Annotated in this window: 15 protein-coding genes and 1 riboswitch; of the genes, 10 read left to right on the forward strand and 5 right to left on the reverse strand. The window is 55.2% G+C overall.

Annotated features, from left to right (window positions below; translation table 11 throughout):
- Positions 1–176: 176 nt before the first annotated feature.
- Positions 177–1,184: a hypothetical protein gene (locus tag KJI95_RS07515; protein WP_214506563.1), complete on the forward strand. Its 1,008-nt coding sequence runs from the start codon at positions 177–179 to the stop codon at positions 1,182–1,184.
- A gap of 42 nt (positions 1,185–1,226) precedes the next feature.
- On the opposite strand, the gene KJI95_RS07520 is transcribed toward KJI95_RS07515, so the two are convergent.
- The gene (locus tag KJI95_RS07520; RefSeq protein ID WP_214506564.1) at positions 1,227–2,048 is read right to left on the reverse strand and encodes a hypothetical protein; all 822 of its coding nucleotides are present in this window, start codon (positions 2,046–2,048) and stop codon (positions 1,227–1,229) included.
- Between the two features lie 456 nt (positions 2,049–2,504).
- On the opposite strand from KJI95_RS07520, the gene KJI95_RS07525 reads away from it, so the two are divergent.
- The 3 genes from KJI95_RS07525 to KJI95_RS07535 all read left to right on the forward strand — a co-directional run bounded on the left by KJI95_RS07525 (position 2,505) and on the right by KJI95_RS07535 (position 4,066).
- The gene (locus KJI95_RS07525; protein WP_214506565.1) at positions 2,505–2,948 is read left to right on the forward strand and encodes a GFA family protein; all 444 of its coding nucleotides are present in this window, start codon (positions 2,505–2,507) and stop codon (positions 2,946–2,948) included.
- Between the two features lie 70 nt (positions 2,949–3,018).
- Positions 3,019–3,498, forward strand: coding sequence for a GNAT family N-acetyltransferase (locus KJI95_RS07530; RefSeq protein ID WP_214506566.1), 480 nt, complete (start codon positions 3,019–3,021; stop codon positions 3,496–3,498).
- Positions 3,499–3,622: 124 nt separating this feature from the next.
- On the forward strand, positions 3,623–4,066 hold the full coding sequence (locus KJI95_RS07535) for a hypothetical protein (protein ID WP_214506567.1): 444 nt from the start codon (positions 3,623–3,625) through the stop codon (positions 4,064–4,066).
- A gap of 122 nt (positions 4,067–4,188) precedes the next feature.
- On the opposite strand, the gene KJI95_RS07540 is transcribed toward KJI95_RS07535, so the two are convergent.
- Positions 4,189–5,067, reverse strand: coding sequence for a transporter substrate-binding domain-containing protein (locus tag KJI95_RS07540; RefSeq protein WP_214506568.1), 879 nt, complete (start codon positions 5,065–5,067; stop codon positions 4,189–4,191).
- A gap of 375 nt (positions 5,068–5,442) precedes the next feature.
- Between KJI95_RS07540 and KJI95_RS07545 the strand changes: the two genes are divergently transcribed.
- On the forward strand, positions 5,443–9,036 hold the full coding sequence (locus KJI95_RS07545) for a CHASE domain-containing protein (protein WP_214506569.1): 3,594 nt from the start codon (positions 5,443–5,445) through the stop codon (positions 9,034–9,036).
- Positions 9,037–9,100: 64 nt separating this feature from the next.
- Here the strand turns inward: KJI95_RS07545 and KJI95_RS07550 are convergent, their stop codons facing one another.
- The gene (locus KJI95_RS07550) at positions 9,101–9,370 is read right to left on the reverse strand and encodes a DUF2999 family protein (protein ID WP_214506570.1); all 270 of its coding nucleotides are present in this window, start codon (positions 9,368–9,370) and stop codon (positions 9,101–9,103) included.
- A gap of 222 nt (positions 9,371–9,592) precedes the next feature.
- On the opposite strand from KJI95_RS07550, the gene KJI95_RS07555 reads away from it, so the two are divergent.
- Complete coding sequence (locus tag KJI95_RS07555; RefSeq protein ID WP_214506571.1) at positions 9,593–9,964, forward strand: potassium channel family protein; 372 nt, start codon at positions 9,593–9,595, stop codon at positions 9,962–9,964.
- Between the two features lie 319 nt (positions 9,965–10,283).
- Positions 10,284–11,714, forward strand: a complete 1,431-nt coding sequence (gene hflX / locus KJI95_RS07560) for a GTPase HflX (protein WP_214506572.1) — start codon at positions 10,284–10,286, stop codon at positions 11,712–11,714.
- Positions 11,715–11,792: 78 nt separating this feature from the next.
- Here the strand turns inward: hflX and dbpA are convergent, their stop codons facing one another.
- Positions 11,793–13,196: an ATP-dependent RNA helicase DbpA gene (gene dbpA, locus KJI95_RS07565; RefSeq protein ID WP_214506573.1), complete on the reverse strand. Its 1,404-nt coding sequence runs from the start codon at positions 13,194–13,196 to the stop codon at positions 11,793–11,795.
- 399 nt (positions 13,197–13,595) lie between these two features.
- Between dbpA and KJI95_RS07570 the strand changes: the two genes are divergently transcribed.
- Together KJI95_RS07570 and KJI95_RS07575 are read left to right on the forward strand one after the other, a co-directional pair.
- A complete protein-coding gene (locus KJI95_RS07570; protein ID WP_214506574.1) occupies positions 13,596–14,567 on the forward strand; it encodes a DMT family transporter in 972 nt (323 codons plus the stop codon).
- 454 nt (positions 14,568–15,021) lie between these two features.
- Positions 15,022–16,737, forward strand: a complete 1,716-nt coding sequence (locus tag KJI95_RS07575; protein WP_214506575.1) for a GSCFA domain-containing protein — start codon at positions 15,022–15,024, stop codon at positions 16,735–16,737.
- A 385-nt stretch (positions 16,738–17,122) separates the two neighbouring features.
- Here the strand turns inward: KJI95_RS07575 and metH are convergent, their stop codons facing one another.
- Positions 17,123–20,863, reverse strand: a complete 3,741-nt coding sequence (gene metH, locus KJI95_RS07580; protein ID WP_284730690.1) for a methionine synthase — start codon at positions 20,861–20,863, stop codon at positions 17,123–17,125.
- A 360-nt stretch (positions 20,864–21,223) separates the two neighbouring features.
- Between metH and KJI95_RS07585 the strand changes: the two genes are divergently transcribed.
- Positions 21,224–21,883 (forward strand): histidine phosphatase family protein, encoded by a 660-nt coding sequence (locus tag KJI95_RS07585; RefSeq protein WP_214506576.1) that lies wholly within the window; start codon positions 21,224–21,226, stop codon positions 21,881–21,883.
- A gap of 36 nt (positions 21,884–21,919) precedes the next feature.
- A riboswitch (cobalamin riboswitch) is annotated at positions 21,920–22,080 on the forward strand.
- The last annotated feature ends 73 nt before the right edge of the window (positions 22,081–22,153 follow it).

The raw sequence follows: 22,153 nt of genomic DNA on the forward strand, positions 1-22,153 counted from the left end.
CGCTCAGTTGCTGCGCTCTTCATCGGTAATCATCCTGCCAATACCCGCACTGGGCGTTGTTAAACGCTTAAGTTTCACATTCAAGGGTCAAACTTTGGATGGATGTTCGTATTTCAGTGAACCCTTAAGCTTGGCTGCAATCCAAGAGTTATCCATAGGGAAATTGAGATAAAGATATGAAAACAGGACGATATTCTGTATTGGCGCTGCTGACGGCGCTGTGGCTTGCCCCGCCGGCTTCGGCCTTGATGACCGATTTGCCTGCGCCTGAGCTTGCTGCAATAGAGAGCCGCTATCAGGCCGGTGAATATCAGGCGGTGTTTGAGCTCATTGACGCGGATGCCAGCCCCGAGTTGATGTCACTTAAGCTTCGCAGCCTGCTTAAGCTTGAGCGGGATGATGATGCCGAAACCTTGCTTGGCGAGTGGCTTGCCAAACATCAGTCCACAGTTCCCAATGCCAAGGCGCAGCAGCTCAGGGTTGGCGGCGATATTTATGCTGTGCTTGCCCAGCGTGCGTCACTGTTTTCGGCGCCGGGTCTTGCCGGTAAGTCGCTCGAGCATTATCAGCAGGCCCATAAACTTGCGCCAAAGGATTTGACCATTGCCCGCTCGCTGTTTGGTTATTACCTGTACGCCCCCGGCATAGTGGGCGGCGACGAGGCCAAGGCGCGTGAGGTGGCGATTGCCATCGGGCAGTTTGCGCCGCTCGAAGGTCAGCAGGCACTGCTGGATATTCATCTTAAAAACAAAGATTTCAAGGCGTTTGACGCCCAGTTTGCCGAGGCGCGCAAGGCCTTTCCCACCGACAGAATGCTGAGCCTGCAGCAGGCGCGCCGGTTTGAAGATTCCCACGCCGAGGCGGCTGCTGTGCTTGAGGCGGCGTTAAGCCTTGGCAAGGGGCCTGGCGAGTCGCCTGAGTTTGAGGCGCACCTTGCCTATCAGCTCATCAAACATGCGGCCAAGGGCAAACTTGATGGCGCGAGGGCGCTTGAGCTGACCGAAGGACTCTTTGGCAACGTGCCAAAGATGTATCGGGGCTGGGCAGAGCTTAGAAAGGCAGAGCTGCTGATGCAACTTGGCGATAAAGACAGCGCGCGCCAATGGCTTGCCAAGGCCGAGGCGGTCGCGCCGGATGATAAAGACTTTGTTAAACAAAGTCAGGCGCTGAAACAGCAGCTGTAGTGCGGCCTTAACAATGCCACTATTGCCAATAGTGACTTACATTTAGTCACGGCAATTAACAGTGAAATACACATTTTGCTGCCTGTCGGCCCTGTGGGTGGCGGCGCAGGTTTTCTCGAGTGCATAGCTCACATCCTGCATTATACCGCCAATCAGCTCGGCGCCACTTTGGGGTAAATCTTCTGGTATCTCGCCAAGTTGCAGCCTGAACATGCATTTGCTGTCACGGCAATAGAGCGAATAAATGTCGTAGGGCACCGGGCTTTGCAAGCGGTAAATGAGGCCGGAGATCTGGGTTTCCATATCAGGATTGGGCGCGCCCAGGCGCTCATTGCCCTCAAGTGTTGCAAGGTCGCTGGCAAATTGGCCCGCCATCGCGCCGTAGGATTTGTCGCCGACGCCGTCGAGGTCCACATAGTCCACCACTGGTGTGCCGTTTTCATCGAGCCCGGCCACATAAATCAGCACGGCGTCGTTGATAATTCTTGGCTCGCCGCTTTGGGCCACGCCCTGGGAATGGATGCGCCACTCTGCGGCATTAATGCCCATGGCCACCAGCTGTTCCCGCGCGGGCTGCGGCGCATCCACAGCGAGCTCAGCCGGATGTAACCCCTTGATGCGCGGCACCATATAGGTATGGATATTGCCATCCATATCCGTGGTGGAGGTTTCGACCATGCTGATGGCGTTGACATCGGTAAGCTCAGCAACTCGCTCTTGCTGCGCCTCGCTGGCGGCCTTGGCGGCATGCATCATCTCGGCGTTGCGGGCGCTTTGACGTGTGGCAAGCCATACGCTCAGTAGAATAAGGCCAAGAAGAATTAGGAACAGAAAACCCTGAAATCTGATTTTGCCGATGGCCATTGCATCCCTGCCTGAAAATTGTCTTAAAACTGCGGTTGGCTGACCTTAATACCTCACTTTACTGAGGTCAATATCTGCTGGGCAGTTGCAGCGCTTTTGCTGATTAAACGCCTAAATATCAAAAGACTATAAAGTACGCTGTTCGTTATGGTTGCGCCTGGCAACTGTAAGGATGCCGCTGTAAATCGCACAACGGTCGGCTCTGATATGGTCAGCGGCTGGTTTTCAGCGGCTGGTTTTCAGCGGCGATTTGTTCAGCGCGTCTGGTTGATCGTGCTCTGTGAACACCAGCACCGGCGAGAAGACTGGACAAAATAGCAGCCATTTGCCAACAATCAGGCTTCAGGTTAATCGCACTGGCTTATCGCAACAGCTTTTCGCAACAGCTTTTCGAACGCGTTTTTCACCTAAGCGGCAGCAAGGATGTCGGGGCCGGTCTGGTGTTGGGGGATCAAGATGGATACATGGCAAACCAGTAACACTCCGCCGCAATCGGTTCTCGGCAGTTGTCTGTGCGGCGCGGTCAGCGTCGAGGTTTTATTGCCGGTGAAATGGGTGGCGCACTGCCACTGCACTTTGTGCCAGCGAGCCCACGGCGCCGCCTTTGTCAGTTGGTTTGGGGTGGATACCGACAAGGCAAATATTATCGACCCCAAAGAGCAGCTTAATTGGTATGCCTCGTCAGCGCTGGCGCAGCGGGGTTTTTGTGGCTGCTGTGGCAGCAGTCTTTTTTTCCGCTCCGGCCGCTGGCCGGGGGAGCTGCACATTGCGCTTGCGTGCATGCAGGGCAGTGTCGGCGCCTTGCCCATGGCCCATGTGTTTTATGACAGCCATGTGGATTGGTTTTCGGTGCAGGATGAGCTGGTGAAAAAGTCTGAAGCTGAGATGAAAAACGAGTAATGCGATTGCAAAAGATGTAATGGCGTTGCACCAGAAAAGGACCTTATTTTTCCTTATGTTGGAAGCTTAGATGAACGCTAAATTGGGGGCTCAGTCAGAGGCTCAAATCAATATCAGCCCGGCCGCCCTTGCCGATGCGGCCGATATTCAGGGATTAACCGGCGAGCTTGGATACGCATCTACTGAGGCGCAAACCCTTGATTGGCTAAGTGCCATGCTTGAAAGCCCGGGCTACGGCGTGTTTGTCGCCCGAAGCGTGGGTGACGGCACCATTTCGCGCACGGTAGGCTGGGTTGTGGTTGAGTGTCGCCTGAGTCTTGAAACTGGTTATAAGGCCGAAATTACCGGCCTTGTGGTCAGCGCCAGCCACAGGCGGCTGGGGATAGGTGAGGCTTTGGTTGCCAGAGCGCTGCAGTGGAGCGACGCTCAAGGGCTGGATACCGTCATCGTACGCTCCAACGTCAATCGCGATGCCTCGCATCATTTTTATCGGGCGCTTGGTTTTAGCCTCAGTAAAACCAGCCATGTGTATCAGTTAGCTCTTAGCTGAATCTGGCTTACCTGAGTCAGGCTGGACGACACTGAGCTTGACTGAACCGACAGCGCCCGGCCGGGTTGCTCTTGGCGGCGCTGCAGGCATAATAATGATTAAATTTAGCAGGATGCCCTACATTATGAATAAAGTTGTCTATGTGCCGTCACACTTCAAAATTCTCAGGGAAGCACCGGGCGAAGCCTGGTCCGATGGTAAAGGGCCGGAATATTCCGACTCAGTGATTGATGGTGAGCGCCTTGCCGGCGACATCGCCGCTGCGGTAGAGGCAATGAACGCCGAAGGCTACGAAGTGCAGTCGGTGATGCCTGTGACCTCGGGGCATTACGACTTTGCCGATAACCGCGGCTCAGGCCTGCTTGGTGGCGGCGGTTATGGATATGGTTTCAGTTACACCCAAGGCGTAACCCTGATTGGCCGCAAGTTTGAAGCCGCGTCAGCGGCACTGGCCGAAGCCGGTGCTGATGTAAACGCTGATAAGGGCGCTGATTCTTTTGCTGATAGAGACGCGTCAGCAGAGATAAAATCGGCTCACGCGCCATCTTCTGAGCCAGATTCTTTGTAAGGCAAGGCCGACCGATAAGGGGCGGAGCGGCTGAGGTGTTTAGATGCTGGGGTGCTGAGGTGCTGAGGTGCTGAGGTGCTGAGGTGCTGAGGTGCTGAGGTGCTTGGGTGCTTGGGCGCGGCTCACTCAGCTTCTGGCAGCTTTAAGCGCCTGAACTCTGAGCCAAGCCAGCTTTGCTCGCTTCCCTGATAGATTTGCTGATGAAAGCGGACAAAATCTGCCTGCATCGCCTTTTGGGCAAATACCCCATTTATCAACGCGGCCATGTCGCGCCCGGCATCGGTTGCGCTGCACACAATAAAGCCTTCCACCCCTTGCTCGGCGCCTTTTATGGGCAGGGCGTTGAATTTAAACCCCGGATGATGCTCATCCAGATACACCTGCACCGCCACAGCGTAATTCAAGACAGCATCAATCCGCCCGGCGACCAGCATGTCATTGAGGCGAAATGAGGATTCAGTGCCGGTGCGGCGGAAAAACTGCTGCGGGTGGGCGGCGATAGCCGCATCCAATCGGGTGCCATAACTGTGGCCCGCGACTGTCCCGATTTGCACATTGGGCGGTAGATTGAATGCCTGCGGGTCAAACACCGTCGGCCAGCGGCGGTCGCCATCGCTGATGATCAGCCGGATGGGCGGGTACAGGGTCACAGGGAACTTGGTGAAACTGGCCTTGCTTTCCCGCTCAGGCGTTTTTATCTGGTTGAAAATACAAGCATCATTTTCCTCAATGTATTTCCATGCCCGGCTTTGGGGCATCACCTGGGGTTTAAATTCAAACTGGCCGCCGCTGTGGCGCTCGAGCGCATGCAGCACATTGCCATTCAGGGTCTGGCTGGTCAGCTCGGTATCTATCGGGTAATCGGAAAGGATGGGAATAACAAGGGGCGCAGCAAGCAGTGTGCTGGAAAACAACAGTGTGCAGGTAAACAGAAGTGTGCCGGTACAAAGCAGCGGGATAAGTAACGCAGCGCCTCTGAATAGCTTTGACGTGTAGCTCATCTGTGCCGACTCCTGACGCTTTGCTTACCCAAGACAAAATTAAGTCTACATCTACATTTGTGTTGCAGGCACAGGCTTCGCGAAATTTCTTCTTAAGCCGACTTCGCCAGATACAAAGTGAGAGGCGGGCTCGGTGCGCGCATTTATTACCGCCGGCTTTGGGTTGCTGTGGGGGGCTGTCGCGGCGCAGCAAAAGCACAGTGGCAGATTAGTCTCTTTAGGCATCGCTGTGATGCTTTGTTCGCAGCTTCCTTAAGGTAAAGCTGCATAAAACCCATTGAAACAGGCGAAATAGCCGATTGATGTCTATCCTTGGGAGTGCGCAGCAATTGTTTTGGCGAGCTTTTCAGCGCGCGATAACTCCCAGAGGGCCAGATGCAAGGACAGATACAAGGGCATACGCAAGGGCATGCAAAAGACGCGCAGCCGCCTTCATCCTCATTTTTTCGCCGCTCCCTGTTTTGGCTGTGGTTGCCGCTGCTTATCGTGATTGCGGGCCTGGTGGTCGGCGGCCTGCTTGCACAGCAGCAGACAGAGGCCAATCAGCGCCGCATTCAGGAGGTACTTCAGGCGAGGCTTGATTTGCTTGTTTCCGGAGTGCATGAAAGTGTCGCCACCTATGAGCATGGCTTACGGGGCCTGCGTGGGGCCATTATCTCCGTGGGGCCTGACCACTTCGACTACGCCACGATGCAGGCTTATTCCGCAAGTCGCCATTATGAGGTGGAATTTCCCGGGGCGCGGGGATTTGGCTTTATTCAGCAGATAGAGAACGATGAGCGCGAGCGATTTATCAGCCAAAGCGCGGCAGAGCGGCCTGACCATAGTTTTAGCATCCGTCAGCTAGAGCCCCATCAACAAAGCCTGTTTGTTATCCGCTTTATTGAGCCTGAGTCCCGCAACAAGCAGGCAATTGGGCTCGATATCGGCTCCGAGGCCAACCGGCGCAATGCGGCGGTGCAGGCGGCAAATGATAACGCCATGCGCCTGACTGGCCCCATCACACTGGTGCAGGCCAGCAATAAAAGCGCCCAGGGTTTTCTTATCCTGCTGCCCATTTACCGCAGCGACGGTCCGGCTGAACCGTCCCTTGCCAATACCATCGGCTGGAGTTATGCGCCGCTGCTGATTGATGAAGTGCTAAGCACCATCAGCGGGCTTGGCGCGGATCTGGTGTTATCCATCAGCGACATCACCCGGGGTGAGCAGCAGAGGTTTTTTGACCGGGGCGATGCGACATCGGCCATCGACACATATAAACGCGAGGCGCGGCTTAAACTTTTTGGCCGTGAATGGGAGCTGTCACTCGCGCCGAGTGCCGCTTTTATCTCATCCTTGGGACTGCCAAAGCCTGAAGCATCCATCTGGAATGCGCTGCTGCTCAGTTTACTGCTGGCCGCTGCCAGTTACAGCGTGCAGCTGATTGGACTGAGGCGCCTTTCTGAATTGCAGCATCGTCATGAGCTGGCTAAAGCCGAAGAAAACGCCCTGCAACTGGCCAATGCCAGGCTTGAGCTGCAGGTTTTGGAGCGCACCAGTGAGCTGGTGCACCTGTCGGCGCTGCAGCGCAGTATTCTGGATGCTGCCGCCTATGCCATTATCGCCACCGACAGAGACGGCATAGTCACTGAATTTAACCCGTCGGCCGAGAAGCTGCTTGGCTATCAAAGCCGCGAGATTGTTGGTCTGCATACGCCTGCCAGGTTTTTGCTTGAAAGTGAAATCAGCGCTCAACTGGCGCTGCTGCAACCTGAGCGGACTGAGCCTCTGACGCCCGGTTTTGAGGCGATTGCGACACTCGCCAAACTGAGCGACTCAGAGGAGCGCAGCTGGACCTTTGTCTGCAAAGAGGGCACCCATATTCCGGTGAAGCTGAGCGTTACTGCGCTGCACAGCGAAGTGGGTGAGCTGACCGGCTTTTTGGGGGTGGCCTACGATTTGACCGAGCAACTTGCCCGCGAGCAGGAGCTGGCAAACACCCGCGAAGAGGCGCTGCAGGCCAGTAAAGCCAAGTCTGACTTTTTGGCCAATATGAGCCATGAAATCCGCACCCCAATGAACGCTGTGTTGGGGCTTTTACAAATTACGCTGTACACCGAGCTTAGCCCGCAGCAGCGCGATTACCTGTTAAAAACCCAGTCGGCGGCCAAGTCACTGCTGGCGCTTTTGAATGACATCCTGGATTTCTCCAAAATTGAGGCTGGTCGACTTGAGTTGGAGCAGGAGCCATTTTCCCTGCAGCAGCTGCTCACCGAAATCGGCAGCATGTTGTCGTCTCAGGCGCAGCACAAAAACATAGAGCTGATTTATCAGGTGGATGACGATGTACCCGACACCCTGATTGGCGACTGCCTGCGCCTGCGTCAGGTGCTGCTGAATGTGCTCAGTAACGCGGTAAAGTTTACTGAGCATGGCGAGGTGATAAACCGCATTTCGGCCAGACGGCTGGATGATGAGCATTGCCTGATTAAATTTACCATTTCCGATACCGGCATCGGCATGAGCGCCGAGCAGCAGCAGGCGATATTCAAGGGATTTCACCAGGCCGATACCTCTATTTCGCGCCGCTATGGCGGCACAGGTCTTGGGCTTGCCATCACCCGCGAGCTTATCAATCTGATGCAGGGCGAGATCCAGGTAACCAGTGCGCCGGGCGAGGGCAGTATTTTTACCATCAAAATGCCGTTTGCGTTCAAGCCCGCCAACGCCCCTTCACAATTGCCCATGCCAGCGCGGGTCATGCTGGTGGAAGACAATCAAACCACCCGCATGGTGCTGCGCGATATGCTGCAAAAGCTCGGTTTTGAGGTGCTGGTGTGCGCCGATGCCGCTGGGGCTAAGCAGCTGCTTAACCGCGCAGCGCCTGTGCCCATCGATTTGATGCTGATTGACTGGCAGTTGCCCGACGCCGACGGCCTTTCGTTCGCCGCCTCGGTGCGGGGGATGACCCATTTGCCGCGTCAGCCCGCGATAGTGATAGTGACCGCCTTCAGTGAAAAAATTCTCGAGGCCCAGCGCAGTCATCCGGACGCGTGCTGCGACGCCACGCTTATCAAGCCCATCACCCGTGAGATGCTGCAAACCACTCTCACGTCAGTCATGGCAAAGCATGGCGACGGCGTGCGTGAAGCGCGCAAATCAGCGGCGCTGCGAGAGGATTACAACCGCCTGTTGGGGCGGCATTTGCTGCTGGTTGAAGACAACGCGACTAACCGCCTGGTGGCGACGACGCTGCTCAGGCAACATGGCGCAAGAGTGACAGAGGCGGTGGATGGCTTCGATGCGCTGGATAAGCTCGCATCACAGCGTTTTGATCTGGTGCTGATGGATATTCAGATGCCCGGTATGGGTGGCTACGAGGCCACCCGCCAAATCCGCCAGCACCTTAAACTGACGGAGCTGCCTATTGTCGCCATGACCGCCAACGCCATGCCCCAGGACCGGCTGGCAAGTGAGCAGGCGGGCATGAATGGCCACATCGCCAAACCCTTTGATATCGATGAAGTGATTAATACGTTGACCGAATTTTTGCCGGCGCTGCCAACGACCGAGAGCCACACTGAGTTGCCGTCCGCCGGCGCGCTGCCGGACCATGTCAGCCTGTTTGCCAAGGCCTCGGGGCTTGAGCTCGACACTGCCTGCAGGCAGTTGGGTGATACCGAATTGTTTGCGCTGGTGCTCAATCAATTCAGCGCCGACATAGAGCAGGCTCAGGCCATTTTGAGTAAGGCTGAGCTGACGATGAAAGAGGCAAAAATTCAGTATCACAGCCTGAAAAGTGCGGCGGCCTCCTGCGGATTCAGTGCCCTGAGTGCCCTGATGCGGGCAAAGGAGGCGAGCTGCTCGGCAGATGGCAGCGAGCCTGCTGTAGCCGACGGGGCGGTGCTTGGCGCCCTGACGGAAGCCAGAGCGCTGCTGCATACCCTGTGCGCCATGTTGCAGGCTACGCCGATGCAAGACCAGGCGTGAGCCTTTCAGCCCTATCAGTTAATGCCGCGAATGCGGCTCAGGCTGTTACTCCAGCCGGGGCAGCTTAGTTTGCGTCGCCGCTCTGGGGCGCCAGTTTCGCTTTGGCGGCTTCCACTTTGGCAAAATCCAGCCCAAGTTCTTCCACAGCGGCTTTAATCAGTCCGGGATTTTGCATCACCATCATCATCATGCCCTGCAACTTTTCTGGCGCTATGCCCAGTTGCCCCAGCACGCCCATGGCCATCAAGGGATTTTCGGTCAGGGTATGGAACAGGTTTTTGACCTGCTCATCGCTTACGTTGTGCTCCTTCAGCAAGGCAATAATGGGATTCATGGTTCTTTACTCCGGTTTGAGAACAACAATAAAACCGCGATTCTAGCAGACTTGACGCGCGCATGCAGGGGCGCAGGTGCTGTGGGCGTGCCGGCCTGTACGCGCAGATGGTAACTTGTTTGAATATGGGCTTTTTTCGCCATTTCGATGATGTTACCCTCCGACTCTCTCGCAAAGAGCACCATGCGCCATGCTTAGTGATAATGAAAACAGGGAGTTGTTATGCTTAAAAAATCACTTATCTACATAGCCAACCGGCTGTGGCTGATAATGACCATTTATCTTTTCAGTTTGTTGCTGGCCGCCGTTGGCTTTAGCCTGCTGGAGCAAAAAACCTTTACCGAAGGCCTGTGGTGGGCGGTGGTGACGGCGCTGACCATTGGCTATGGCGATTTGACCCCCATGACCACCGAAGGGCGCATCATGGGTGTGGTGTTCGGCCATTTCTGGATTTTTATGGTGATCCCCATGATAGTCGCCAACATCATTATTCATCTGGTGGAAGACCAGCACCTGTTTACCGATGACGAGCAGCAGGAATTGATGGCAAGCCTGAAGCGCATTGAGGATAAACTGGCGCAGCAGGATAAATAGCCGCCTTCGTCAGCGGCCAAGGCGGCCTGGCCTAAGGCATCGGCCGCTGTTAATTTCCGGCATCATTTGCGCTTAACAAAGGGCAGAGATGCTGCACCGCTGCACGCATTAGCAACGCTTGATTAAATTCACCCGCCTCTCTGGCAAAGGGGCAGTTTCTTGCGTATAACTGGCGCCAGAATGGCCTTAGCGCTGACTAAGCGCAGGCCGTGTTTTTATGATGTGATCCCAGGCTGTGACTCGGCGCTAATGCCAGACTGCCATTAACATCAGCTATCACCAAACCTCGCCCCGTCAGGGCTTTTTGCCGTGAGCCGCCATGCCAGATAAGCACACTTCCTCCAAAGACCAGTCAGTAAAGCTCAAGCAGACTGCAATCAAGCAGTCGGCTAAGCTCAAGCAGTCAGCCAAGCCCAATCAGCCCGAGGCGATTGAGCCTGTTTCGACCCGCGCCTTGCTGATTTCCATTCGCACCCCAAGCATCAGCGCGAGGGAAGTCGAGAGCTCGCTCGCCGAGCTTGCGCGGCTGGTGAGCACACTTGGCTTTACTGTGCACGCCACCGACACCCAGCGGCAACAGTCGACCAAGCGCCTGTCGGTGCTTGGCAGTGGCAAGCTTGAGCAGTTGGCGCGAATGACCGGCGAGCTGGATGAGGCCGATGACTCGCTCTCCAATGTGGATGAAGCCGGACTCGAAGCCTTTTTGACATCAAGCCGCAACCCGCAGGCCAATGTGGTGGTGTTCGACTGTGATTTAAGCCCGATGCAGCTCAGTAATCTTGAAGATGAGCTGGGAGTAAAGGTGTTTGACCGCACCGGCATCATCATTGAGATTTTCAGCCGCCACGCCAGCAGCAAAACGGCAAAGCTGCAGGTGGAGCTGGCCCGGCTTAACTATTTAACCCCGAGGGTGCGGCGCGAGCATGCGGGCGACCGGCAGCGCACCGGCGGGCGCAGTGTTGCCGAAAGCGCGCTGGAACTTGAGCGCCGTGCCATCCGCGACAAACAGGCGGAGCTAAGGCGTGACCTCAAAAAGGTGCAGGAGGTGATGCAGGAGCAAAAAAGCAGCCGCATGGATACGCCGACCGCCGCTTTGGTGGGCTACACCAACGCCGGCAAGTCATCGCTGATGCGCTCGCTCACCGGCTCCGACGTGCTGGTGGAAAATAAGCTGTTTGCCACCCTGGACACCACAGTGCGGGCACTGATGCCCCATACCCAGCCGCGGATTTTAGTCTCAGACACGGTCGGCTTTATCAATAAGCTGCCCCACGATTTGGTGCCGGCATTTCACTCCACCCTCGAAGAAGCCAAGGATGCCAGCGTGCTGCTTTATGTGGTGGATGCAAGTGATGCGGATTTTCGCACTCAGCTTGAGGTGGTGCGCGCGGTGCTCACCCAAATCCATCTGGGTGGAAAGGATAAGCTGCTGCTACTTAACAAGGTTGATTGCCTGAGCGATGAGGCTCGGGCTGAACTGATGCAGGAATTCCCGGATGCGATGCAAATCAGCGCCTTAAACAGTGCCGATGTGGCGCGGGTGCATCAGGCGATAGTCGATGCCATTGCAAATCAAATGCTCGCGGCCTGTTTTAACATTCCCTATGCGGCGAGCGCGCTGATGGGGGATATTCACAGCCGGATGCAGGTGATTGATGAGGAATATCATGAATCCGGGATCCGCATTACCCTGCGTGCCCGCAGCGCCGATTTGGACCGACTGAATAAACGGCTGCTCACCGGCTTTTGATTGGTATCAAAAATCGAGTGCTAAAAACAACAAAGGCAGCCTCAACTGCCCTTACTTTTTCTATTGAAATCTATGGCCTTACTTCATCAGCCAGGCGCGGTACGACTTGCCTTTGATGCGGCCGGAGGTGATTTTACCCAGTGCCTTTTTGGCAACCTTACGGTTAACCGCCACATAGGCGCGGTAGTCGGTCACTAAAATCTTACCCACCTCGGCGCCTTCGATGCCATTATCGCCGGTGAGGGCGCCCAGAATATCGCCGGGGCGCAGCTTATCTTTTTTACCGCCATCGATTTGCAGGGTGATCATGGTTGGCGCCTTGGGCGTTTTACCCAAGAGGCTCGATGATGGCAGCGGCTCGCTCTCGATTTCGCGCTCAAGATACTCTTCCAGCAGCGCTATCCGGTAGCCGTCTTTGTCGTTAAAGAAGGTGAACGCCGCGCCCTTGCTGCCGGCACGGCCGGTGCGGCCAATGCGGTGAATGTGCACTTCGGTGTCGTGGGCCACGTGGTAGTTGAATACCGCATCGAGGGCATCGATATCCAAACCGCGTGCGGCTACGTCGGTGGCGACCAGTACGTTGGCGCTCTTGTTGGCAAATTGCAGCAGGGTTTCATCGCGGTCGCGCTGTTCCAAATCACCGTGCAGTGCCAGCACGCTAAAGCCCATGGCGCTCAAATCATCCGCCACCTTTTGGGTTTCGCGTTTGGTGTTACAAAACACCACGGCGCTTTCGGGGTTGTGCTCAAGCAGCAGCAAATGCAGTGCCTGCATCCGCGCGCTGTCGTCATCCAGATGGTAGAAGTGCTGCTCTATGGTGCTTTTTTCGTGGGTAACGGCCACTTTCACCATCACAGGCTTATACATAACCTGCTGCGCAATAGACTGAATTTGCTCGGGGAAAGTCGCGCTGAACAGCAGGGTTTGGCGCTCGCGCGGCGCGTTTGCAATAATCGCATCCAGCTGCGGCTGAAAGCCCATTTCCAGCATGCGGTCGGCTTCATCGAGCACCAGCATATTAAGGTTGCTCAAATCCAGACGGCCGCGCTCCAGATGGTCCACAATCCGACCCGGTGTCCCCACAATGATGTGAGCGCCATGCTCAAGTGAGCCCACCTGCGGCCCCATGGGCACGCCGCCGCAAAGGGTAAGCACCTTCACGTTGTGGATGCCACGGGCGAGGGTGCGGATTTCCTGGGCGACCTGATCGGCAAGCTCGCGGGTTGGGCACAGTACCAGGGTTTGAATGCGAAACCGCTTCACATCCAGCTTGTTCAGCAGCCCGAGCCCAAAGGCAGCGGTTTTGCCTGAGCCGGTTTTGCCCTGACCAATCACATCCTCACCCGCCAGAATGGCCGGCAGACTTTGGGCCTGAATGGGCGTCATCTCGTGGTAGCCCATGGAGGACAGGTTCTCAAGCAGTTCGGGTTTAAGCTTAAGGGTGGAGAAAGCCAGTGACGGCTGGAGATCTGAATTGCTCAAGGATTGTGTCCTGTGGTGGCTAACCGGGCGTTGGCACGGCTGATGAAAGCTATGGAAATAGCGGTTACTGCAATGATTCAACTGAATCGGTTGTTACTGTGTCGTCTTGCGACTCGCCCCGGAATTATATCTGCTTTTGGCCGGTCTGACTCTAAACCTGTGTGCTTAGCCTGTGTCAGCAGCCAATGTGCTTAATCGGGTTGGGCATGTCGGCCCAGAGCGAGGCTATTGTAGCAATAATGCGGGCTGATTTCCTTACACCAGGAATTTGCCGCCAGAAGCGGGCTAACATCAAAGACATGGCCGATGCCATTGTCATTATGCTTATCGCCAGATGTCGTCATCTTCAAAAGGTGAAAGCGTCAATAACCAGTAAATCCACTTCAGCAGAAAGGCCGAATGAACAAAAAGCCAGAGATTGCATCAACCCAGGATAACAGTCGGCTGTGGCTGCTCACGGCGCTGACCATGCTTGCCTTTGCGGCCAACTCGCTCCTTTGCCGTGAGGCGCTGGTGTCCGGCAGTATCGATGCCGCGAGCTTTACCCTGGTGCGGATGGTGAGCGGCGCCCTGGTACTTATGATGCTTGCTTTTCTGCAATCAAGAACCGCTCCGGTGCCAGAACCAAAGCCAGATCCGAAGCAAGAGCCGAGGCCGGTGCGGCTTACCGGCAACTGGCGATCGGCGCTGGCGCTGCTGGGATACGCAGCCGCCTTTTCATTTGCCTATCACAGCCTCACTGCGGCCACCGGCGCCTTGCTGCTGTTTGGGGCGGTGCAGGCCACCATGATTGGCTATGGCCTTTGGTCAGGTGAGCGGCCAAATCGGTTGCAGCTGTTTGGAATGTTACTGGCCCTGCTCGGCTTGGGCTGGTTTTTACTGCCGGGGGTTGCAGCGCCCGACAGCGTCGGCGCCTTATTAATGCTGCTGGCAGGCGTTTGCTGGGGAGTTTATTCGTTACTCGGGCGCGGCGCTGCATCGCCACTTTCCGCCACTGCCGGTAACTTTGTCCGCAGCGTCCCCCTGGCATTGCTGCTGTATGGGGTGATAGCCGCCGTGGGCATTGATTCTCACGGAGAAATCGCAGGACAGGGAGGCGGGGGAGAGATTTTCAGCGTTTCCGCCATTGGCGTGCTGTACGGCATTGGCTCAGGCGCTATCGCATCCGGGCTCGGTTACGCACTCTGGTATGCGGTATTGCCGCGCATAGAAGCCACAACCGCTGCAACCGTGCAGCTCAGCGTACCCATCATAGCCGCATTTGGCGGCCTGTTACTGCTTGGCGAACCACTTAGCCTCAGACTCATTCTCTGCTCCACCGCCGTCCTCGGCGGCATTGCACTCGCGGTACTCAACCGCCCGGGGAAATAGCCTGCCTGCAGAAGCTCTAGTTGGGGGTTATACCTGTCTTGTCCTTTTTTGGGACGCCAGCTTTTATGCACTGTGCACGGTCAAGCTCATCCTTTCGGTTTAAACATCTGGTCAGAGCAACATCATTTAAGTCAGTCATCATCAAAAGCGCAGGGAAAGTTATAGGCAAGGCGTGCATCAGATGACTATTCGAGAGCTAAAGCGCCTTGCGTCCAGCGTATCGTCCAAGTCAGTCCTCGCTTTTGAGGCCTTAAATCACATCAAAAATAAGAGCTGCCAGTTCTGTTTTTGCGTTAACAATAAGCCAATTATTTAGCAAGAAGCGATAAAAAACTGCGGTTTTCGTCCCTTGGCTTGGTTTATGCATCAACGAAAGTGTGTCTCCCAATGGCCAAATTTTTGGCAAAGGGGCCAACCAACGGAATGGTTTGACTATGATAAGGAGGTTTAGACCATGGCACTTGAACTACCCTATGATCCTTCCCGTGATGAAATTTTTTGGCGAACGGCTGTTGCCAACATTCATACAGGAATTGATAACTTCAACATGCTCACGTCAAAGTTCGACATTGAGTCTCACCATCGGATTTCATCTGCAGGTTCCTGTTTTGCTCAGCATATAGGTAATTGGTTGACGCAAAATAACTACTCTTACAATAGAAGCCAGCTGAATCGTGATGAAGTTTCTAGCTTTGCCTTTGGTAATATCTACACGCCCCGTTCTTTACTTCAGTGGTTTGTTTGTTCCGATGATGAATTATCGGAGCACAGCGTGTACTTTGAGGAGGAGTCCGGCCGTTACTATGACTTATTATTACCAAGAGCAGCTGAAGCGGGCTATCAGTCGCGGGAAGAGTTACTGGCGTACAGGGTGTTGGTGATGGAGGAAACCCGCGCTCAGCTGGCTCAAAGTGAATGTTTTATTTTTACTCTTGGGCTGATTGAGACCTGGAACGATAGCAAAGGCCTTTGCTATCCAAGTTGCCCAGGGGTGAAATTGGGTGTGTATGATTCTGAAAAATACAAACTGAAAGTATTTAATTATCAGGAAATATTTTCTGATCTTAGTGAGCTGTTTAAGCAAATCAAAGTTGTAAACCCGTCGATACGTTTTGTGCTGACTGTATCTCCCGTTCCTTTGACTGCTACCGCCACGGATGCTCACGTGTTGGTTGCCAACAGCTACTCCAAATCTGTCCTGCGGGCTGTTGCAGGTGCATTCTGCCAAGAGCGGGAGGATGTCAGCTACTTTCCCTCTTTTGAACTCATTACTACCCCCTTGCCGGAAGATTTTCGCTATCTGGAAAATCGGCGCACAGTATCTGAGAAAGGCGTTAGTTATGTGATGCGGCATTGGGCCAAGTCGTTAAATGGTAAGCGAACACCAGAAGTAAGCAGCATTGAAGCTGTCTGTGATGATGAAATGCTAGACGCTATTAAGAAGGCCCACTCAAGTGAGGTGGGTGCGCAGCTAACTTTGATAGGCGATAGCCATTTTGGCAAGTTGGCCAAGTCTTTTGAGCGGCTTGGACAGCCCTGCTGTGGTGGCATGGTGATGAACGGTTCAGGATTCGCACAACACAAGTTTTCCTTGACCACGGACAATGACATCATGGTGCCGCTTGAAAGTGCAGAGTCCCGGCGTTTGTGGCTACGCATAGTCAATAACCTCGACAGCCTATGCTCGGCTCAACGTCAGTCGGAATCTTGGGTATTGACCAATATTGGACTGCAAACTCATCAGACAGTATCCATGTTTGTGCGGTGGATGAAAGCTGAGCGTCCAGACAGGTTGAACCGAATTGGCATGGAAGACTATGTGGAGTTCTTTAATGCAAATATGCGGGATCAAATGACCATAGTATTTCGTTTGAAAGAGTTTGGGTTCAGGGTCATGGTGATTTCCGACACTCCATTCTGGCAATACTTTGAAGAGTCCAAAGAAATGGCACCATTAGTGATGGCTTACATGGATGCGATAGAATATGTTTGGCAGCAGATGGGGGTTGAGTTTTTTCACGCGGCACGCATTTTTAATGAAGAGATAAGCGATCCAATGTCTTACGCTTCGACTTTGGTTTATTCAGACGGTAGTCGGGATTACTTCCATGGCGGGGACCGTTATTATGATTGGCTCGCCGAGAAGTTATTGCCTTTGCTAAAAGAATAAAAAGCAGGTGAGGCATAACACGGTTGTGGAAGGTTGCACCAAACACTGGCATATCCCCAGTAGTGACCGCCGACAGCTTGGCGAGTATGGCAACGCCATGGGCTTACGAGCGAGAGGTAGGGATACCGAACTGGCATTTTTACAGGGATGTAATTTGCTGTCGCCCTGCTTACAGGGATGTACTTGCAGCGTGTCACGGATGGGGATATGCGAAGGGCGCACCGCAGGTGATTCGTTTCAACAGAGCTGGCGGCCAGTTTTTAGCCGGTTGGCAATCTACTTATTTGGCAGCAGCGCTCTGGGCTTCGGCCCAAAAAAATAAAAAGCCGCTCAATGCGGCTTTTGTTTTTACTTTCAAAGAGTGCTCTCGATCACTCTGGATCACTTATTCTGGGTCATAGTCGAGCACTGGTGTTAACCACTTCTCCGCTTCTGCTACCGTCATCCCCTTACGGCGGGCGTAGTCTTCTACCTGATCCTTGCCGATGTTGGTCACGCCAAAGTAGCGCGCCTGTGGGTGGGCGAAGTACCAGCCTGATACCGCAGCAGTGGGGTACATGGCGAAGCTTTCGGTGATATTGAGGTCAATGCACTCGTTGGGTTTGAGCAAATCCCACAAGAGCCCCTTCTCGGTGTGATCCGGGCAGGCAGGGTAGCCGGGGGCGGGGCGGATACCGCGGTATTTCTCGCGGATAAGCGCCTCGTTGTCGAGGTTTTCGTCGGCGGCATAACCCCAGAATTCTTTACGTACCCGCTCGTGCATGCGTTCGGCGAAGGCCTCGGCCAGACGGTCGGCCAGTACCTTGAGCATGATGGCGTTGTAGTCGTCGTGGTTGGCTTCAAAGCGTGCCAGATGCGCATCGATGCCGTGGCCTGCGCACACCGCAAAGCCGCCGGTGTAGTCGGCCACACCGCTGTCTTTGGGGGCAACAAAGTCCGACAGACAGAAGTTATCGTTACCCACCCGCTCGATTTGCATCCGCAGGTGATGGGTGGTCATCAGCACTTCGCTGCGGCTCTCGTCGGTGTAAAGCTCGATATCATCGTGATTTACGGTATTGGCCGGGAACAGGCCAATCACCCCTTTGGCGGTGAGCCACTTTTCATCGATGATGGTTTGCAGCATGGCTTTGGCGTCGGCGTACAGCTTACGGGCCTCTTCGCCAACCACTTCATCGTCGAGAATGCGCGGGAAGTGGCCGTGCAGTTCCCAGGCGCGGAAAAACGGCGTCCAGTCGATGCGGTCGACCAAATCATCCAGCGGGTAGTCTTCAAACACCTGAATACCGAGCTTGCTCGGCACCTTTGGCTGGTAGTTGGCCCAGTCGAGCTGGCAGCGGTTTTCCCGCGCCGCCTCGATGGAGACAATTTCCTTGCGCTTGGCCTGTGACAGGCGCTTTTCGCGCATCACATGGTATTCATCGTAGGTGGCCTGGATGGTGGCATCGCGGGTCTCATCGTTGATGAGCTTGCTCACCATGGGCACGGCGCGGGACGCATCCGGAATATAAATAGCGCCATGTGGGTAGTGGGGCGCAATCTTGACCGCGGTATGGATTTTCGAGCAGGTGGCGCCGCCGATGATGGCGGGAATTGTGAGCCCTTCGCGCTCGAAGGTTTTCACGTTGTGCACCATTTCATCGAGGCTTGGGGTGATCAGCCCCGACATGCCGATGATATCGACATTCTCTTTTTTGGCGACTTCGACGATTTTCTCCACCGGCACCATCACGCCTAAGTCAATCACTTCGTAGCCGTTACAGGCGAGCACCACACCGACAATGTTCTTGCCGATGTCGTGCACGTCGCCTTTTACCGTGACCATCAACACCTTGCCGTTGCTTTGGCCGGCGACCTTTTCGGCCTCGATAAAGGGGTTTAAGTAGGCCACGGCTTTTTTCATCACACGGGCGGATTTAACCACCTGGGGCAGGAACATCTTGCCCTCGCCAAAGAGATCGCCCACCACGTTCATGCCGTCCATCAGCGGGCCTTCAATCACATCCAGCGGACGGGTGGCCTGCTGACGGGCTTCTTCGGTGTCGGCGTCGATAAATTCGGTAATGCCTTTTACCAGCGCATGTTCAAGGCGCTTGTTCACCGGCAGGCTGCGCCATTCCAAATCTTCTTTTTTACCGGCACTGCCGCCAGCGCCGCCGCGATACTTCTCAGCGATTTCCAGGAGTTGCTCTGTGTTGCTTGAGTCGGCTACCGGGCAGGGCAGGTTAAGCACCACGGCTTCAACCCGCTCTTTAAGCTCGGCGGGAATATCGTCGTAAATCGCCAGCTGCCCGGCGTTCACAATGCCCATGTCCATGCCTTCTTTAATGGCATGGTAGAGGAACACGGCGTGGATGGCCTCGCGCACCGGGTTGTTGCCACGGAACGAGAAGGACACGTTGGACACGCCGCCGGAAATCATCGCATGGGGCAGGGTGGCCTTGATGTCGCGCACCGCCTCGATAAAGTCGACTGCGTAGTTGTCGTGCTCTTCGATGCCGGTGGCCACGGCAAAAATATTGGGGTCGAAGATGATATCTTCCGGCGGGAAGCCCACTTTATCGACCAGAATCCGATAGGCGCGGGTACAGATTTCAATCTTGCGGGCACGGGTGTCGGCCTGGCCGGTTTCATCGAAGGCCATGATGATGGCGGCGGCGCCGTAGCGCTTCACCAAAGTGGCCTGCTCGATAAACTTCTCTTCGCCTTCTTTAAGGGAGATGGAGTTTACGATGCACTTGCCCTGCACGCACTTAAGGCCCGCCTCGATGACTTCCCACTTGGAGGAGTCAATCATGATGGGCACCTTGCTGATTTCAGGCTCGGAGGCGACCAGATTGAGGAAGGTGGTCATCACCTCCACGCCGTCCAGCATGCCCTCATCCATGTTGATATCGATGATTTGGGCGCCGCTTTCAACCTGCTCGCGGGCCACATCCAGCGCGGTCTCGTATTTGCCTTCTTTAATCAGCTTCAAAAACTTGGCCGAGCCTGTGACGTTGGTACGCTCACCTACGTTTACAAAGAGACTGTCGGCGCTGATGGTAAGCGGTTCAAGCCCCGCGAGACGGCAGGCCACCGGAATATCCGGCAACTTGCGCGGGGCGTGTTTTTCAACGGCTTCGCGGATAACGCGGATATGATCCGGGGTAGTACCACAGCAGCCGCCGACTATGTTGAGCATGCCTTCGATGGCCCACTGCACTATGATGTCGGCCATTTCCTTGGGCGTTTCATCGTAGCCGCCGAACTCGTTCGGCAGACCCGCGTTGGGGTGCGCCGACACATAACATTCGCTGATGCGGGAAAGTTCTTCCACATAAGGGCGCAGCTCTTTTGGCCCCAGCGCACAGTTAAGGCCCATGCTGATGGGTTTGATATGGCGCAGCGAATTGTAGAAGGCTTCGGTGGTCTGGCCGGTCAGGGTGCGGCCGGACGCATCGGTAATGGTGCCGGAGATCATCACCGGCAGGCGCAGGCCGACTTCATCAAAAATCGATTCGATGGCAAACAGCGCCGCCTTGGCGTTGAGGGTATCGAAAATGGTTTCCACCATGATGATATCGGCGCCGCCTTCAATCAGGGCAGCGGTGGACTCGCGGTAGGCGGCCACCAAATCATCGAAGTGGATATTACGAAAGCCCGGGTCATTCACATCCGGGCTGATGGAGCAGGTACGGTTTGTCGGGCCAAGTACCCCGGCCACATAGCGGGGGATGCCGGTTTGGGCTTCCACTTCATCGGCTACTTCACGGGCGATGCGGGCACCAACGAGGTTAATCTCCGCCGAGAGCGACTGCATCTCATAGTCGGCCATGGCAACCGTGGTGGCGTTAAAGGTGTTGGTTTCGATAATGTCGGCACCGGCCAGCAGATACTCGCGGTGAATGCCCTTGATTATCTCAGGTTGGGTGAGCACCAACAGGTCGTTATTGCCTTTTACGTCGCAGTGCCAGTTGGCGAAGCGGCTGCCGCGATAGTGTTCTTCTTCCAGTTTGTGGCCCTGGATCATGGTGCCCATGGCGCCATCGAGGATAAGAATACGCTTGGCGAGATCCGCATTCAGTCGCTGCTGACGGGAGAGGGCCAGATCGCGGGCCTTGGGAGTTAACACTGGAGTTGCCATAAAAACACCTGCAAAGTACGAAGAAGTTATGTCCGGGGCAGATTCTGGCCTGCCTTATTACCACCCATGGCGCGTTGTCGAGCGATTTGCGGCGTGAAGCCCTAGCTTAGGCCCGGTGCCTGTCAGCTGCAATCGGCACCGCAGTGAGATGAAAAAAAGCGGTAACAATGGCACATAAAATTGGTTTGGACATTTATACGTATAGACGTCCATAATACGCGAAATTCGCCCCCAAGGGCAAGCCGAAAGCCTGAGCTAACGCCTGTGCAAAAGCCTTAGCGAAAGCCTAATCAAACGCCAGCTTCATCCCGCCCTGTGCAGCTTGCCCTGCAGAGGCGATTATCGGCAGCAGGAGAGACTATGGAGTCCTGTGAAATAGTGTTTTGGCGCCATGGCGAATGCCTGGACGGCGGCGTGCTGCGGGGCAGAACCGACAGTGCTCCCGACCTGACATCGCTCGATGCCATAGTGAGGTACGCAGCCGCTCTTGCAAATCCCAGCGCAAACGCCAGCGAGAAAACCAGCGCGAACGCCAGCGCGAAACCAAGCGCAATCGTCAGCTCGCCCTTAAGCCGCTGTCTTGTGCTTGGCCAGGCTCTCGCCAATCAGGCTGGCTGCCCCCTTAGCGTGGATAACGGCTTTGCCGAGATGGATTTTGGTGATTGGGACGGCAGAAGCCTTGCCGAGCTTTGGCAAGAGGCGCCGCTTGAAGCCTGGTGGCAAAATCCCTGGGAAATCTCGCCGCCAAACGGCGAAACCATGGCCGCGTTTGAAGCGCGGGTTGAGAAGGCGCTTAACACTTTACTTAATGAGCATAAGCCGGGTGAGCGCATCTGGGTTGTAACCCACGGCGGCGTTATCCGCGCCCTGATGGCTTATATCCTTGGCGCCAGGCGTCAAAGTGGCTTTTATAACCGGCTCGATATTCCCTACGGCGCCTGCGTTGGCAGCCGCTGGTATCGAAGCGGTGATGGCTGGCAGGGACAACTTGTCTGGCAAAATATGGCGCTTCCGGCCTGAAGGTTGGATAATTGGCGCTAAACCGGTGTAATTCCGGAACAAAACATCAGCAAAGGTGTCTGCGCCTGGTAAGCGCCGACGTAAAAGGGGAACCGGGAATGCCGCTTGGCCGAGCCCGGACTGTGCCCGCAACTGTGTGAAGTGCTTGGTGGATTAAGCCTTCGAGTCAGGATACCTGCCTTTGCCCTCGGTCCAATTACAGTGTCCGGACGGGTTATCCGGAGGAGTCTTATGCCTTTTATCTTTCGCACGCCCACGCCTTGCCCACGG

This window comes from Shewanella jiangmenensis (genome assembly GCF_018596335.1).
GTDB lineage: Bacteria > Pseudomonadota > Gammaproteobacteria > Enterobacterales > Shewanellaceae > Shewanella > Shewanella jiangmenensis.

What these genes read in the sequence shown, in the direction of transcription:
- KJI95_RS07575 (WP_214506575.1), top strand. Translation starts at nt 15,022, where the DNA reads ATGGCACTTGAACTACCCTATGATCCTTCCCGTGATGAAATTTTTTGG.
- KJI95_RS07515 (WP_214506563.1), top strand. Translation starts at nt 177, where the DNA reads ATGAAAACAGGACGATATTCTGTATTGGCGCTGCTGACGGCGCTGTGG.
- KJI95_RS07525 (WP_214506565.1), top strand. Translation starts at nt 2,505, where the DNA reads ATGGATACATGGCAAACCAGTAACACTCCGCCGCAATCGGTTCTCGGC.
- KJI95_RS07555 (WP_214506571.1), top strand. Translation starts at nt 9,593, where the DNA reads ATGCTTAAAAAATCACTTATCTACATAGCCAACCGGCTGTGGCTGATA.
- KJI95_RS07550 (WP_214506570.1), bottom strand. Translation starts at nt 9,370, where the DNA reads ATGAATCCCATTATTGCCTTGCTGAAGGAGCACAACGTAAGCGATGAG.
- KJI95_RS07540 (WP_214506568.1), bottom strand. Translation starts at nt 5,067, where the DNA reads ATGAGCTACACGTCAAAGCTATTCAGAGGCGCTGCGTTACTTATCCCG.
- hflX (WP_214506572.1), top strand. Translation starts at nt 10,284, where the DNA reads ATGCCAGATAAGCACACTTCCTCCAAAGACCAGTCAGTAAAGCTCAAG.
- KJI95_RS07545 (WP_214506569.1), top strand. Translation starts at nt 5,443, where the DNA reads ATGCAAGGACAGATACAAGGGCATACGCAAGGGCATGCAAAAGACGCG.
- KJI95_RS07570 (WP_214506574.1), top strand. Translation starts at nt 13,596, where the DNA reads ATGAACAAAAAGCCAGAGATTGCATCAACCCAGGATAACAGTCGGCTG.
- KJI95_RS07535 (WP_214506567.1), top strand. Translation starts at nt 3,623, where the DNA reads ATGAATAAAGTTGTCTATGTGCCGTCACACTTCAAAATTCTCAGGGAA.
- metH (WP_284730690.1), bottom strand. Translation starts at nt 20,863, where the DNA reads ATGGCAACTCCAGTGTTAACTCCCAAGGCCCGCGATCTGGCCCTCTCC.
- KJI95_RS07585 (WP_214506576.1), top strand. Translation starts at nt 21,224, where the DNA reads ATGGAGTCCTGTGAAATAGTGTTTTGGCGCCATGGCGAATGCCTGGAC.
- KJI95_RS07520 (WP_214506564.1), bottom strand. Translation starts at nt 2,048, where the DNA reads ATGGCCATCGGCAAAATCAGATTTCAGGGTTTTCTGTTCCTAATTCTT.
- KJI95_RS07530 (WP_214506566.1), top strand. Translation starts at nt 3,019, where the DNA reads ATGAACGCTAAATTGGGGGCTCAGTCAGAGGCTCAAATCAATATCAGC.